We start from the raw sequence: 13,381 nt of genomic DNA, 5'->3' as shown, positions 1-13,381 counted from the left end.
CGGCAACGGGCACAGATCATGAAAATCATTATTCTTGGTGCAGGTCAGGTGGGCGGTACGCTGGCGGAAACGCTCTCCGGAGAAAACAACGACATTACCGTCGTTGATACTGACACCGCGCGGCTGCGGCAGTTGCAGGATAAATTCGATTTGCGCGTCGTTGCTGGCTACGCCTCCCACCCGCGCGTACTGCGCGAAGCCGGAGCCGAAGATGCAGACATGCTGGTAGCCGTCACTAACTCGGATGAAACCAATATGGTGGCCTGTCAGGTCGCCTACTCACTGTTCAATACACCAAACCGCATTGCACGTATCCGTTCCGCAGAATACGTGCGCGCCGGTGAGCAACTGTTTCAGGCCGAAGCGGTGCCTATCGATCATTTGATCTCACCGGAACAGTTGGTCATCGACAATATCTACAAGTTGATCGAGTATCCCGGGGCGCTACAAGTGGTGAACTTCGCCGAAGGGAAAGTAAGTATCGCCGCAGTGAACGCTTACTACGGTGGTCCGCTGATCGGTAACGCGCTTTCCGCGCTGCGTGAGCATATGCCGCACATCGAAACTCGCGTAGCCGCTATCTTTCGCCACGACAGACCGATCCGTCCCCAGGGTTCAACCATTATTGAAGCGGGTGATGAAGTGTTCTTTGTTGCCGCCTCCCAACACATCCGCGCCGTAATGAGCGAACTCCAGCGCTTAGAAAAGCCCTACAAGCGCATCATGATTGTCGGCGGTGGTAACGTCGGCGCGGGGTTGGCGCATAAGATGGAGAAAGACTACAGCGTCAAACTGATCGAAAAGAACGAAGAACGTGCGATCGCCCTGGCTGAACTGCTGCAAGACACCATTGTGTTTCATGGCGATGCGTCCGATCAGGAGTTGCTGGCGCACGAACATGTCGAACAAATCGATGTGTTTATTGCCATCACCAACGACGATGAAGCGAATATCATGTCCGCAATGCTCGCCAAACGCATGGGGGCAAAAAAAGCCATGGTGTTGATCCAGCGGCGTGCATATGTCGATTTGGTTCAGGGCAGCGTTATCGATGTGGCCATCTCGCCCCAGCAGGCAACGATTTCCGCACTGCTTGGTCATGTGCGTAAAGCGGATATTGTCAGCGTTTCCTCCTTACGCCGCGGCGTGGCAGAAGCGATTGAAGCCATCGCTCACGGGGACGAAGGCACGTCAAAAGTGGTTGGCCGTATGATTGAAGATATCAAATTGCCGCCAGGCACCTTGATCGGCGCCATTGTGCGCGGCGATGATGTGATTATCGCTAACGACAATATGAAGATAGAGCAAGGGGATCATGTGATCATGTTCCTGACGGACAAAAAGTTTGTCCCTGAAGTGGAGCGACTGTTCCAACCCAGCCCGTTCTTCCTGTAATAACGCAGAGCCTGGCCGCCTCAGGCGGCACTTTCTTTTCCGGCTCACTGACTATCACCGCTGGCAATTATGTAACGCTTTGTTAAAATTTAGATGTTCATTTTATCAAGGAGTTGGATCATGAGTATGCTAAAAGAGTTTCGCGAATTCGCGATGCGAGGCAACGTGGTAGATTTGGCAGTGGGTGTCATCATCGGCGCAGCATTTGGCAAGATCGTCTCCTCGCTTGTGGCCAATATCATTATGCCGCCTTTGGGGTTACTGCTGGGCGGCATCGATTTCAAACATTTTGAACTGGTGCTGCGAGACCCACAAGGGGATATCCCAGCCGTGGTGCTGCGCTACGGCCTTTTCCTGCAAAATATTTTTGATTTCGTCCTCGTCGCATTTGCCATTTTTATGGCAATCAAGCTTATGAATAACCTGCGCCGTAAAGAAGAGAAAGCGCCAGCACCGGCAAAACCGAGCGCTGAAGCGACGTTGCTAACTGAGATTCGCGATTTGCTGAAAGATCAGCAGCCGAAAGCGTAGCGCCGTTCAACAAAACCTAACGTCGTTATACCCTAAATAATTCGGGTGAATGAGCGCAGCCAACGCACATGCAGCTTAAAGTATGACGGGTATATAAAGTGAGAGGCCAGTGGTAAAGCATCCTTTGATGATTTACCACTGGCCGAGAGTGTAAAAAGATCTGTGTAAATGGCATTTTGAGGAAAACCTTCAGAGGACAAAAAATGCCTATCAGCAACGAACTTATTGACCAACTGCTTCAGGATTGCCACTCCCCTCAGGAGCTTCTGGGTGAATCAGGCCTACTCAAGGAGCTGACTAAAAGACTGGCGGAACGGGTTCTTCAAGCTGAGATGGAGATACACCTTGGGTATGCTAAGCATGACCCGGCTGGTAATAATTCAGGCAACTCCCGCAATGGCAAGACATCCAAGAGCGTACGTAGCCAAAATGGGGCGCTCGAGCTCGATATTCCGCGCGGCCGCAACAGTACCTTCGAGCCGACACTGATCGGTAAGCACGAAAAGCAGCTTAACGGCTTCGATGACCGCATTATTTCTCTCTATTCCAGAGGGCTATCAACCCGTGATATTCAGGCTCACTTTAAAGAAGTCTACGGGGTCGATGTTTCCGCTGGCTTCATTTCTCAAGTGACCAATGCCGTGATGGATGACGTTAAGCGCTGGCAGCAACGGCCGCTGGATGCGTTTTATCCCATTGTTTACCTTGACTGTATTGTGTTCAAAAGCCAGGACGGCGGCGCCGTGACCAACAAGTCTGTTTACTTGGATCTAGGCATCAACAGCCAGGGCGAAAAAGAGCTGCTGGGGCTATGGATAGCCAAAACCGAGGGGGCCAAGTTCTGGTTATCTGTAATGACAGAACTGAAAAATCGTGGGCTACAGGACATCTTCATCGCCTGCTGCTATGGCCTGAAGGGCTTTCCTGATGCCATTGAAGCTGTTTACCCGCATACGCGGGTACAGCTCTGCATCGTGCATCAGGTGCGGAACTCGCTGCGCTACGTCGGCTGGAAAGAGCGTAAAGCCGTTGCTGCTGACCTCCGCACTATCTATAGTTCCGCAACGCTAGAGGGCGCTGAAGAGGCACTGGATGCCTTCGCGGCCAAATGGGATGAGCAGTTCCCGACGATCAGCCCATCGTGGAGAAATATAGCCAAGCGACTTAATTTTGATTACACCATATGGACTGAGAACAAACTCTCTGTATCGCAACCCATCTCTCTTTTTTTGCTTTTTGCTTGTGCCCATTTATGCTCAATTGGGTTAAGATCTGGCGAATATGTAGGCAAATACTCCACCATATACCCTGCATCGATGATGACTTGTTGAATATTATGTTTTTTGTGAAAAGTGGCATTGTCCATCATGATTACACTGTTTTTAGGGAGTACTGGGATAAGGACTTGTGTGACCCAGGCATAGAAAACATCGCTGTTAATATTGATATCAAATAATCCGATAGCAAACAGCGTTGTGCCTAATAAAGCGCCGATAACATTTGTTCTTCCCCTAGCTCCCCAGTTCTTCAGGCCAAAACACCGTTGACCTTTTGGGGAATAGCCGTGAGTCCGTGGGGCATCGTGTGAAAAACCACTTTCATCAATAAAAACAATAGGTTTACCTTCTTTTTCATACTGTTGTTTTTTTTGTTGAAATCCCTGCCGGGCGTTTTCGTCGGCTTTCGGATGACGTAGAGTTTTTTTTATAGGTCAATCCCAGCTTTTTAAGCGCTTGCCAAATGGCCTTCTGACAAACGCCAAAACGCTCTGCACGTTCTTTTTGGTAAGCATCTGGATATTGTTCAACATCTTTTATCAACTCGGATTTATCGATCTTTCGCTGACGCGTGGTCGATGCTTTTGACTCTATTTGATTAATCCAACGCGATACAGAGGCAGGGCCAATCCGAAATTGCTTCGCTGTTTCTCGGATACTCAACCCTTCGTTTTTCCGTGTAGATATCACTTTACGTCTAAAATCAATTGAATAGCTCATTTAAATAATGTAATCAAAATTAAGTCGTTTAGCTATAATTGGGAACGTCTCATCGTCATTTTTGATTTTCCGCCGGAGATTCGCAAGGTTATCTACACCACCAACGCGATAGAGTCGTTAAATGCTTCATTGCGCAAGATAACGAAAACGCGACGAATATTTCCAACGGATGACTCGGTGCTAAAATTATTCTATCTAGCCTTGCATAATATCTCGGCTAAATGGACCCTACCAATCAGAGACTGGAAACCGGCTATGAGCCAATTCATGTTGATGTATGGAGATCGGATTTCCGGTTAAGCGATGGAGCCATTTACACGAAATTCTTTACAGACTCGCAAGAAACTATCTAGCAATGGTGAAACTGGGCTGCATCCGCTTGTTTTACGCCCGGTTACGTAATTAAGGGACACAGCCTAATAACTCCAGACTTTGACCATCTATTGAAACGGTTATAAACGGTTTTCCATGGGCCGTAACGTTCAGGTAAATCACGCCATGGGGCACCTGAACACAGTATCCAGAACATGCCGTTGACGATTTTGCGATGTTCTGCCCATGGCCGGCCTGCCTGCGGAGATGTCAAAACGGTTGGTAACAAGGGCTCAATGATTGCCCATGCTTCATCAGAAAGATCGTAGCGAGCCATAATCCAAAGTGTCTTAGAAACAGATGGATACTATAGCTCAAGCAATTAAGGGACACAGCCTAGCAGACTCACTTGTAAAATTTTGCAGATTGGCGGTCAGATCGCTTACACTTGGCTTAACACAGGAGGACACAGGAGGATTTCCCATGGGCCAAGTCGCATTTGATACTCAAGAGTTCGTTGAAACGCTTGAAAACGCCGGGTTGCCGAAAGACCAGGCCAAGGCGATATCTCTTGTTGTGCGAAAATCACACGAGGTAGCAGATCTTGCTACAAAGCGCGATCTCGACGATGTGCGCAAAGACCTGTCCGCTGATATCGCCGAAGTGAAGCGTGAGATAGCCGATGTCCGCAAGGATATGTCTGCGGGGTTTGATAAAATTAATGATAAATTTGAGAAGCTTGGCATGCAGATGACCATCCGGCTTGGGCTAATGGTGGCCGCCGCCGTCAGCATCATTGCTGCCATTCTCAAAATGTGATGTGTATTAGTCGCGACTTGATCTGACACATGACCTTGAAAGGTTGAGAGTTACCGGTTTTGATATGGGTGTCTAATCCTTAAACAAAACGCGAGGTAACTCTCATGCTTCATACTAACAATCCCATCATCAAACACAAAGCCGGCCTGCTCAATCTCGCCGAAGAACTTGGTCACGTATCAAAAGCCTGCAAGATCATGGGCGTGTCGCGCGACACGTTTTACCGTTATCAGGAACTGGCTGCTGAAGGTGGCATCGATGCACTGGTTAACCAGAACCTCCGGGTTCCCAACCTGAAGAACCGCGCCGACGAAGCCACTAAACTAGTTGCTGAATAGAGACTTGCATTTTTTGTCAGGCTATTGAGAATAAAAAGAGGTTTAACTTAGAGAATAAAGGTTTGAAATGATCAACAAAGAGCGGTTGTTACGAGATAATCGTTTATGTAAAGCAATCATTGGATTATCAGTCGAAGAATTGAAAAATTTAGCCGCTGAATTTTCAGCTTGTTATTTGATTTATCGGAAAAAGAATCGAAAAGATCACGAGCGGCAGATGGGTGCAGGGCAGAAAGGATTTATCCCAACCCCATTAGATAAACTGCTTTTTATTTTATTGTATTTAAAATGTTATCCGACCTATGATTTGCAAGGACTTCTTTTTGGTTTAGATAGAACACGGGTATGTCGCTGGGTAAAAATATTATTGCCGGTTTTAGAGATGACCTTGGGGCGAGAATGTGTTTTGCCCGCTCGTCAAATTCGCTCTGCTGAGGAATTTTTTCGCGCCTTTCCTGGAGTTAAAGACGTCTTTGTTGATGGGACAGAGCGACCTGTCCAAAAGCCTAAGAATCTGCGTCGGCGAAAAAAAATGTATTCGGGAAAGAAAAGACAGACCACTCGAAAAGGGCTTATTATGACTGAGGCTTTGTTGAATAATTTAAGATACTGATTTATATAAGCATTATAAAATTTCAACGACTAATTTTTCCTCTCGGAATGCTTTTTATTGTGCTAACTATTTGATTTGTCGTTCTAACAAAATACATTCTCTGTAAATGCATTCTAACTAAAGAAGATGTAAATCAAACGGTTAAATTATTCAACAAAGCCTATGACTGACGAAACAAGGCAAATTGGATTTATCCCCATGAGCAAAAATGGGCGCCGTCACGATAAACGCTTACTCGATAAAGTCGATATAATTCGCCATATTCCTCCTGAGGTAACCATCTGGGCAGATACCGGTTTTCAAGGTATAGATAAACAGCATCCTAATACACAAATCCCAAAAAAAGGAACTCGAAAAAGACCTTTATCGCCTGAACAAAAACAAGAAAATAAAATAATCTCGGGCATCCGTATTACAGTTGAACACGCCATCGCGGGTATCAAGCGCCTCGGTTGCATGACCCAAATTTTACGGAATCGTAGACCCTTTATTGATTATATAGCTAAACGACTTAATTTTGATTACATTATTTAAATGAGCTATTCAATTGATTTTAGACGTAAAGTGATATCTACACGGAAAAACGAAGGGTTGAGTATCCGAGAAACAGCGAAGCAATTTCGGATTGGCCCTGCCTCTGTATCGCGTTGGATTAATCAAATAGAGTCAAAAGCATCGACCACGCGTCAGCGAAAGATCGATAAATCCGAGTTGATAAAAGATGTTGAACAATATCCAGATGCTTACCAAAAAGAACGTGCAGAGCGTTTTGGCGTTTCTCAGAAGGCCATTTGGCAAGCGCTTAAAAAGCTGGGATTGACCTATAAAAAAAACTCTACGTCATCCGAAAGCCGACGAAAACGCCCGGCAGGGATTTCAACAAAAAAAACAACAGTATGAAAAAGAAGGTAAACCTATTGTTTTTATTGATGAAAGTGGTTTTTCACACGATGCCCCACGGACTCACGGCTATTCCCCAAAAGGTCAACGGTGTTTTGGCCTGAAGAACTGGGGAGCTAGGGGAAGAACAAATGTTATCGGCGCTTTATTAGGCACAACGCTGTTTGCTATCGGATTATTTGATATCAATATTAACAGCGATGTTTTCTATGCCTGGGTCACACAAGTCCTTATCCCAGTACTCCCTAAAAACAGTGTAATCATGATGGACAATGCCACTTTTCACAAAAAACATAATATTCAACAAGTCATCATCGATGCAGGGTATATGGTGGAGTATTTGCCTACATATTCGCCAGATCTTAACCCAATTGAGCATAAATGGGCACAAGCAAAAAGCAAAAAAAGAGAGATGGGTTGCGATACAGAGAGTTTGTTCTCAGTCCATATGGTGTAATCAAAATTAAGTCGCTTGGCTATACCTTCTTACTCCTTAGCGCCGGTCTTTGGAATTTCCATCTCAGAACAGCGTAAAATTTACTTCAATCACCGAAACACCCTTATTTCACTATTAAGCAACACGCTTACTGAACGCGCAGTTGTTGAATATGCCGTTGAGTTCCCGGCCCACGGGCAGCACCGGACCAGTAATGAGCTGCGTAAAAAAGGCGTATTTATCTCCGGCAGCGGCGTGCGGTCCATCTGGCAACGGCACGATCTGGAGAACTTCCGTAAACGCCTGAAGGCGCTTGAGGAAAAAGTTGCCAGAGAAGGCATCGTGCTTACCGATGCCCAAATCGCAGCGCTGGAGAAAAAGGCGCATGATGATGATGCCAGCGGCGAAATCGAGACGGCTCATTGAAAAGGTTGATGGCTATTGATTCAGGGCGCGGTGTTACCTTTGATGGCATGAAATCGTGGCGCGGGAGGTTTGATGACATTACAGAAAAGGCTGCTCGTAGTGGTGAGCCTAATGCCGCAAGAATAGCAGGGTAGATTAGGCGGGCCATGACGGAAGATATGAGATCAATGGCACAAAAAGGTGGGTTTCTTGACGAATGGACAAAGGCTAACGACGTATCTAATGCAAGGATAACCGCTCAGAAAGAGGCAGAGGGGGTTTTTGGTAAAGATTTGGCTGAGAGTGTAAAAAGATCTGTGTAAATGGCATTTTGAGGAAAACCTTCAGAGGACAAAAAATGCCTATCAGCAACGAACTTATTGACCAACTGCTTCAGGATTGCCACTCCCCTCAGGAGCTTCTGGGTGAATCAGGCCTACTCAAGGTGCTGACTAAAAGACTGGCGGAACGGGTTCTTCAAGCTGAGATGGAGATACACCTTGGGTATGCTAAGCATGACCCGGCTGGTAATAATTCAGGCAACTCCCGCAATGGCAAGACATCCAAGAGCGTACGTAGAGACTGTAAAATAATCTGTGTAAATGGCATTTTGAGGAAAACCTTCAAAGGATAACAAAATGCCTATCAGCAACGAACTTATTGACCAACTGCTTCAAGATTGTCACTCCCCTCAGGATCTGCTGGGTGAATCAGGCCTACTCAAGGTGCTGACTAAAAGACTGGCGGAACGGGTTCTTGAAGCTGAGATGGAGATGCATCTTGGGTATGCTAAGCATGACCCGGCTGGTAATCATTCAGGCAACTCACGCAATGGCAAGACATCCAAGAGCGTACGTAGCCAAAATGGGGAGATCGAGCTCGATATTCCGCGCGACCGCAACAGTACCTTCGAGCCGACACTGATCGGTAAGAACGAAAAACAGCTTAACGGCTTCGATGACCGCATTATTTCTCTCTATTCCAGAGGGTTATCAACCCGTGATATTCAGGCACACTTTAAAGAAGTCTACGGGGTCGATGTTTCCGCTGGCTTCATTTCTCAAGTGACCAATGCTGTGATGGATGAAGTTAAGCGCTGGCAGCAACGGCCGCTGGATGCGTTTTATCCCATTGTTTACCTTGACTGTATTGTGGTCAAAAGCCAGGACGGCGGAGCCGTGACCAACAAGTCTGTTTACTTGGCTCTAGGCATCAACGGCCAGGGCGAAAAAGAGCTGCTGGGGCTATGGATAGCCAAAACTGAGGGGGCCAAGTTCTGGTTATCTGTGATGACAGAACTGAAAAATCGTGGGCTAAAGGACATCTTCGTCGCCTGCTGCGATGGCCTGAAAGGCTTTCCTGATGCCATTGAAGCTGTTTACCCGCATACGCGGGTACAGCTCTGCATTGTGCATCAGGTGCGGAACTCGCTGCGCTACGTCGGCTGGAAAGAGCGTAAGGCCGTTGCTGCTGACCTGCGCACCATCTATAGTTCCGCAACGCTAGAGGGCGCTGAAGAGGCCCTGGATGCCTTCGCGGCCAAATGGGATGAGCAGTTCCCGACGATCAGCCCGTCGTGGAGAAATAATTGGGAACGTCTCATCGTCATTTTTGACTTTCCGCCGGAGATCCGCAAGGTTATCTACACCACCAACGCGATAGAGTCGTTAAATGCTTCATTGCGCAAGATAACGAAAACGCGACGAATATTTCCAACGGATGACTCGGTGATAAAATTACTCTATCTAGCCTTGCATAATATCTCTGCTAAATGGACCTTGCCAATCAGAGACTGGAAACCTGCTATGAGCCAATTCATGTTGATGTATGGAGAACGAATCTCCGGTTAAGCAATGGAGCCATTTACACAAAATTCTTTACAGACTCCCCGGTGGTCAACTCTACCATTCATTTGGTCACCGGCAGCGGGATGGTGTTGACCTCGACTATCACCAATGAAAGTGTGGCAGAGATGCAGGTCAGCGTGGGCAGTGAGCTGATTGCCCTGATTAAGGCCTCCAGCGTTATTTTAGCGACCAAAGCCTGACAAAGCCGCGTTCGGTATGCCATGACGGCATACCGGTTATTCGCTCTCCGCGCCGAGGGTGATGATTCTATCGGCGCTGGCGAGGGTCGATTCTCGATGCGCAATGATGATTCGGGTAATGTTCATCTGTCTGATGGCCAGATTTACAGCGGCTTCACTCTCTTTGTCCAGCGCGCTGGTGGCTTCATCCAGAAAGAGAACGCCCGGTTTGCGATAGAGGGCGCGAGCGATAAACAGGCGCTGTTTCTGCCCTCCAGAAAGCCCTTCGCCCAATTCTCCGATCAGGGTTTCATAGCCCATTGGTAATGCCATGATGGTATCGTGAATGTAGCTGGCCCTGGCGCACTCCATCATCCAGGCGTCATCAATCTCTTGCTCAAAACCGCAGATGTTCTCGCGTATCGAGGCGCTGAACAGCCGATCTTCTTGTAATACGCACCCGATCATTTTGCGGTAGTTGTTCACACCGATGTGCTGAATATCGTTACCGTCGATCAGGACTTTGCCGGATTCCGGTGTGAACAGTCCGCACAGCACTTTCATTAGCGTGGTTTTTCCCACACCGGAGGGGCCCGCGATCGCCACACTTTCCCCTGGTGCGATAGTGATGTTCAAATCGCAGAATACCGGGGCGGAAAAGCTGTCGTAACGAAAGCTTAACGCTTTAGTGGTTAATGAGAGTGGACGCATGTCAACCTGCGCACTGATGGCGGGCATGATGGTCTCTTGTTCACTCAGTGCGATATCGCTGATGCGCTCGTTGTGCAGGCCCATCATGCGCAGTTGCAGAATAAACGCGACCAGCGAAGCAATACGGTCAGAAAATTGGCTGCGAAACGCCGAGAACGCAACAAACATCCCAAGGGTCATCTGATTATCGATAACCAGATCGATACCGAACCATAGGATCACCACTTGATCGCAGGCGGCGATAAAGGTGTTCACGCCGCCGAAGAACAGATCCAGTCTGGTGATGCGGATGCCGGTATTGAGGGTGTCGACTTGCAGATTCAGCCAGTGGGTGTGCCGTCGTTCGCCCATGCCTTGCATCTTGATGGTGGCAATGCCGTACAACGTCTCCATAAAATAGGAGCTGGCACGTGCGCTCCTGACCAGCGCCTCTTCAGACAACTGTCGATAGTAGCTATAAGTGGCAAAACGAGTCAGGATATAGACAAGGGTGAAACCGACCACCAACAGTGTCAGGTGGCCGCCATACAGCAACATCATGATCAGCACCCCCACCACCATGATGCTATCAATGATGGCACCGACCACGCTGGCGGTGAAGGTGGCTCGCAGCGTGTCGAGAGAGCCAAAGCGTGAGTGAATGTCTCCCAATTTACGCTTTTCGAAATAATCCAGCGGCAAGTGCATCAGGTGCATAAAGAGGCCTGATTGCCATTGCACGTTGATCAGCGTTCCCATCACCAATGATGACCAGGCACGAACCATACTGATGGCGGCCCGCAGCAGAATAAAAAAAACCAGCGCAAGACAGATCAGGCTCAATAATCCGCGATCGGCTGCGGGAAGCGCATGATCCATCACCAGTTGTGTGCCAACCGGAATGATAAGCGTAATGGCTTCGATGACCAGAGAAAGACAAAAGATCTTGATCAGCGCCCCTTTGATCCCGTACACGCTGCGGATCAACTGCCATGCACTCAGACGCTTTGTGATCTTTTCTGCCTTGAACTCGCTGCCCGGCCATACCTCCAATGCGACGCCGGTAAAACAGCGTGCTATCTCAGCTAACTCAACGGTACGACGCCCCTGTGCCGGATCGTGCACCACAAAGCGGTTATGCGTGGAGCTGACCAGCACAACAAAATGGTTGAAGTTCCAGTGCAGGATACAAGGGGTTTTTAGCGCTTCAAGCTCGTGCAGCTCCATCGACAGCGCACGCGTTGTCATCCCCAACTGTGTGGCGAAGTCGTTCAATCCGGCAAGCGTGGCGCCTCGGGTGGAGAGCCGAAACTGTTGGCGCAGGGCATTCAGATCGATATTTTTACCGTAGTAGCTACAAATCATCGCCAGACAAGCCAGCCCACATTCGGCTGATTCGGTCTGGTGCAGCATCGGGAGTCGGCGGCGCAACCCCAGATCCAATTGGTCGATAATGCTTTTGCGCCAGCGGTTATTCATGTACCGGCCCTGTGGCGCTGTGTTTCATGTCGTAAAACGGCGCCAGCATCCACTGATATATTTTCCGCTTTTCGAGAAACAACGTGGTTTGCGCTTTCATCCCGTTTTCCAGATGGAGGATTTTCCCGTTGTAAGGGATGGTTTGTTTGTCGGGCCTGACCAATACTTTGTAATAGGGAATCGCGGCGGCACGGTCAGTCGGTGCGCCCTGATACGTTTGCATTTCCTGTTGTGAGGCGGGGGCTTTTGAGATCAGTTGCACTGTGCCGGAGAATTGGCCAAATTTTTCAGCAGGAAAGGCCTCGTAGCGTATATTGACGTTGTCGTTGATGGCGATGTAAGGCACGGCATCGTTAGGCACCCATATCACTAAGTAGAACGCGGAGAAGGTATCCGGCATGATTTGCAGCAGACTGTCGCCCACGTTAATCATCTGCCCCACGCTAACGCTTAAGGAGTCTATTTTTCCGCTGGATAACGCGCGAATAATAATTTCACCTTCTGCATCCGCATTCACCCGTTCCTTCTGTAATTCATAGCGTTGTAATTCCATATGATAAATTCGATTATCAAACTCGGCTTCCTGTGTACGCAGATCGCTTTCCAGTCCGGTGATTTTTAATGCATTTTGTTCATTCTGAGTGCTTAAACTAAGCAGGTTATTTTGCTGTTGATAATAAAGTGCTACTTGATTGATTAACTGATCCTTGTTAATTAATCCTTTCATCTGATAACGGCGATAATTCTCCATGTTGGTTTTCATGATGCTTATGCCTTCTTCAGCGTGTGTCAAAATGGCAGAGGAGCGCTCAAGTGCGTCACTGTATTGTTTTTTTTGTTTATTCAATGCATCTAATGTGGATGATTTACTCTTTTCAATACGTGCAATGATATTATCGATACGCACCAGTTGATTTTCTATATCTTTACGATGGTTATCACTGACAACGCCACTGTGGGTACTTTTACTCACATCAATACGATAGAGTGGATCGTTTTTTTTAATATCTTTGCCTTCGGTAACATATTTCTTCACAACAAAGCCCTGTACACCTGAATAAATACTGACAGGACGAGGGTGCGTGCTAATTTCTCCCCCGACATTGACGCGGCGGGTGTAAGTGCCAAGCGTGACAAAAAGTATAAAAGAAAATAGAAAAAACAGGCAAACCAGTGCGGTTAACCAAGGTGATGTGCCAGGGAGTAACAGGGCTTTTCCCTGCCATGGCATTTTTCTGTGTCCTAACGCTTCCTTGCGAAACACGCATACCTCTCTGCATATTATGTATAGTCAATACAGGGGTTAAACTTTCGAAAAACGCACATGTTTAATTACTGTGCGCTATAGCATAGTTATTCCCCTTCGGATGTCAATGTTGTGGAGTGAAGTTAACTTTTTTATAAAGGAAGTTATTAATTTAAAAAATAAATAAAGAAAAA

General features: G+C 47.6%; 13 protein-coding genes and 7 pseudogenes. 15 read left to right on the top strand and 5 right to left on the bottom strand.

Annotated elements, in window-relative coordinates; translation table 11 throughout:
- Positions 1 to 18: 18 nt before the first annotated feature.
- From trkA to ACQGXV_RS16560, 3 genes and pseudogenes are all read left to right on the top strand, one after another.
- On the top strand, positions 19 to 1,395 hold the full coding sequence (gene trkA / locus ACQGXV_RS16570; RefSeq protein WP_440866962.1) for a Trk system potassium transporter TrkA: 1,377 nt from the start codon (positions 19 to 21) through the stop codon (positions 1,393 to 1,395).
- 120 nt (positions 1,396 to 1,515) lie between these two features.
- The gene (mscL, locus tag ACQGXV_RS16565) at positions 1,516 to 1,926 is read left to right on the top strand and encodes a large-conductance mechanosensitive channel protein MscL (protein WP_440866961.1); all 411 of its coding nucleotides are present in this window, start codon (positions 1,516 to 1,518) and stop codon (positions 1,924 to 1,926) included.
- Between the two features lie 203 nt (positions 1,927 to 2,129).
- Positions 2,130 to 3,104, top strand: a pseudogene (locus tag ACQGXV_RS16560) (IS256 family transposase); the annotation flags it as partial.
- On the opposite strand, the gene ACQGXV_RS16555 reads toward ACQGXV_RS16560, so the two are convergent.
- Together ACQGXV_RS16555 and ACQGXV_RS16550 are read right to left on the bottom strand one after the other, a co-directional pair.
- On the bottom strand, positions 3,101 to 3,634 hold the full coding sequence (locus tag ACQGXV_RS16555; protein WP_440862665.1) for an IS630 family transposase: 534 nt from the start codon (positions 3,632 to 3,634) through the stop codon (positions 3,101 to 3,103). The pseudogene ACQGXV_RS16560 and the gene ACQGXV_RS16555 overlap by 4 nt on opposite strands.
- Complete coding sequence (locus ACQGXV_RS16550) at positions 3,558 to 3,923, bottom strand: IS630 transposase-related protein (RefSeq protein ID WP_440862584.1); 366 nt, start codon at positions 3,921 to 3,923, stop codon at positions 3,558 to 3,560. The genes ACQGXV_RS16555 and ACQGXV_RS16550 overlap by 77 nt, the downstream gene beginning before the upstream one ends.
- Before the next feature lie 21 nt (positions 3,924 to 3,944).
- Here ACQGXV_RS16550 and ACQGXV_RS16545 point away from each other — a divergent pair.
- A pseudogene (locus tag ACQGXV_RS16545) lies at positions 3,945 to 4,223 on the top strand (transposase); the annotation flags it as partial.
- 112 nt (positions 4,224 to 4,335) lie between these two features.
- Here ACQGXV_RS16545 and ACQGXV_RS16540 read toward each other — a convergent pair.
- Positions 4,336 to 4,572: pseudogene (locus ACQGXV_RS16540) on the bottom strand (transposase); the annotation flags it as partial.
- A gap of 146 nt (positions 4,573 to 4,718) precedes the next feature.
- Between ACQGXV_RS16540 and ACQGXV_RS16535 the strand changes: the two are divergent.
- The 11 genes and pseudogenes from ACQGXV_RS16535 to ACQGXV_RS16485 form a co-directional block, all read left to right on the top strand.
- Positions 4,719 to 5,054 carry a DUF1640 domain-containing protein gene (locus ACQGXV_RS16535; RefSeq protein WP_440866960.1) on the top strand — a complete coding sequence of 112 codons (336 nt, stop codon included), beginning with the start codon at positions 4,719 to 4,721 and terminating at the stop codon, positions 5,052 to 5,054.
- 104 nt (positions 5,055 to 5,158) lie between these two features.
- A pseudogene (locus ACQGXV_RS16530) lies at positions 5,159 to 5,377 on the top strand (helix-turn-helix domain-containing protein); the annotation flags it as partial.
- An 82-nt stretch (positions 5,378 to 5,459) separates the two neighbouring features.
- Positions 5,460 to 6,005: a transposase family protein gene (locus ACQGXV_RS16525; protein WP_440866959.1), complete on the top strand. Its 546-nt coding sequence runs from the start codon at positions 5,460 to 5,462 to the stop codon at positions 6,003 to 6,005.
- Between the two features lie 162 nt (positions 6,006 to 6,167).
- Complete coding sequence (locus ACQGXV_RS16520; RefSeq protein WP_440866958.1) at positions 6,168 to 6,539, top strand: transposase family protein; 372 nt, start codon at positions 6,168 to 6,170, stop codon at positions 6,537 to 6,539.
- Complete coding sequence (locus tag ACQGXV_RS16515) at positions 6,540 to 6,905, top strand: IS630 transposase-related protein (protein WP_440866957.1); 366 nt, start codon at positions 6,540 to 6,542, stop codon at positions 6,903 to 6,905.
- Positions 6,829 to 7,362: an IS630 family transposase gene (locus tag ACQGXV_RS16510; RefSeq protein ID WP_440862665.1), complete on the top strand. Its 534-nt coding sequence runs from the start codon at positions 6,829 to 6,831 to the stop codon at positions 7,360 to 7,362. Before ACQGXV_RS16515 ends, ACQGXV_RS16510 begins: the two co-directional genes overlap by 77 nt.
- Before the next feature lie 129 nt (positions 7,363 to 7,491).
- Positions 7,492 to 7,764: pseudogene (locus ACQGXV_RS16505) on the top strand (IS481 family transposase); the annotation flags it as partial.
- 170 nt (positions 7,765 to 7,934) lie between these two features.
- The gene (locus ACQGXV_RS16500) at positions 7,935 to 8,069 is read left to right on the top strand and encodes a hypothetical protein (RefSeq protein ID WP_440866956.1); all 135 of its coding nucleotides are present in this window, start codon (positions 7,935 to 7,937) and stop codon (positions 8,067 to 8,069) included.
- 35 nt (positions 8,070 to 8,104) lie between these two features.
- A pseudogene (locus ACQGXV_RS16495) lies at positions 8,105 to 8,323 on the top strand (transposase); the annotation flags it as partial.
- Between the two features lie 61 nt (positions 8,324 to 8,384).
- Positions 8,385 to 9,596, top strand: a complete 1,212-nt coding sequence (locus tag ACQGXV_RS16490; RefSeq protein ID WP_440866955.1) for an IS256 family transposase — start codon at positions 8,385 to 8,387, stop codon at positions 9,594 to 9,596.
- A 44-nt stretch (positions 9,597 to 9,640) separates the two neighbouring features.
- Positions 9,641 to 9,793: pseudogene (locus ACQGXV_RS16485) on the top strand (TOBE domain-containing protein); the annotation flags it as partial.
- A 36-nt stretch (positions 9,794 to 9,829) separates the two neighbouring features.
- Here ACQGXV_RS16485 and ACQGXV_RS16480 read toward each other — a convergent pair.
- Positions 9,830 to 11,941 carry a peptidase domain-containing ABC transporter gene (locus ACQGXV_RS16480; RefSeq protein WP_440866954.1) on the bottom strand — a complete coding sequence of 704 codons (2,112 nt, stop codon included), beginning with the start codon at positions 11,939 to 11,941 and terminating at the stop codon, positions 9,830 to 9,832.
- Positions 11,934 to 13,205 (bottom strand): HlyD family secretion protein, encoded by a 1,272-nt coding sequence (locus ACQGXV_RS16475; RefSeq protein WP_440866953.1) that lies wholly within the window; start codon positions 13,203 to 13,205, stop codon positions 11,934 to 11,936. Before ACQGXV_RS16475 ends, ACQGXV_RS16480 begins: the two co-directional genes overlap by 8 nt.
- Positions 13,206 to 13,381: the final 176 nt, after the last annotated feature.

Source organism: Symbiopectobacterium purcellii (assembly GCF_052050035.1).
GTDB classification, from domain to species: Bacteria; Pseudomonadota; Gammaproteobacteria; order Enterobacterales; family Enterobacteriaceae; genus Symbiopectobacterium; species Symbiopectobacterium purcellii_A.
This window is presented reverse-complemented; position numbering and strand designations above follow the sequence as displayed.

Coding starts and splice junctions, on each gene's coding strand:
- trkA (WP_440866962.1), top strand. CDS start 19: ATGAAAATCATTATTCTTGGTGCAGGTCAGGTGGGCGGTACGCTGGCG.
- mscL (WP_440866961.1), top strand. CDS start 1,516: ATGAGTATGCTAAAAGAGTTTCGCGAATTCGCGATGCGAGGCAACGTG.
- ACQGXV_RS16550 (WP_440862584.1), bottom strand. CDS start 3,923: ATGAGCTATTCAATTGATTTTAGACGTAAAGTGATATCTACACGGAAA.
- ACQGXV_RS16535 (WP_440866960.1), top strand. CDS start 4,719: ATGGGCCAAGTCGCATTTGATACTCAAGAGTTCGTTGAAACGCTTGAA.
- ACQGXV_RS16525 (WP_440866959.1), top strand. CDS start 5,460: ATGATCAACAAAGAGCGGTTGTTACGAGATAATCGTTTATGTAAAGCA.
- ACQGXV_RS16520 (WP_440866958.1), top strand. CDS start 6,168: ATGACTGACGAAACAAGGCAAATTGGATTTATCCCCATGAGCAAAAAT.
- ACQGXV_RS16515 (WP_440866957.1), top strand. CDS start 6,540: ATGAGCTATTCAATTGATTTTAGACGTAAAGTGATATCTACACGGAAA.
- ACQGXV_RS16500 (WP_440866956.1), top strand. CDS start 7,935: ATGGCACAAAAAGGTGGGTTTCTTGACGAATGGACAAAGGCTAACGAC.
- ACQGXV_RS16490 (WP_440866955.1), top strand. CDS start 8,385: ATGCCTATCAGCAACGAACTTATTGACCAACTGCTTCAAGATTGTCAC.
- ACQGXV_RS16480 (WP_440866954.1), bottom strand. CDS start 11,941: ATGAATAACCGCTGGCGCAAAAGCATTATCGACCAATTGGATCTGGGG.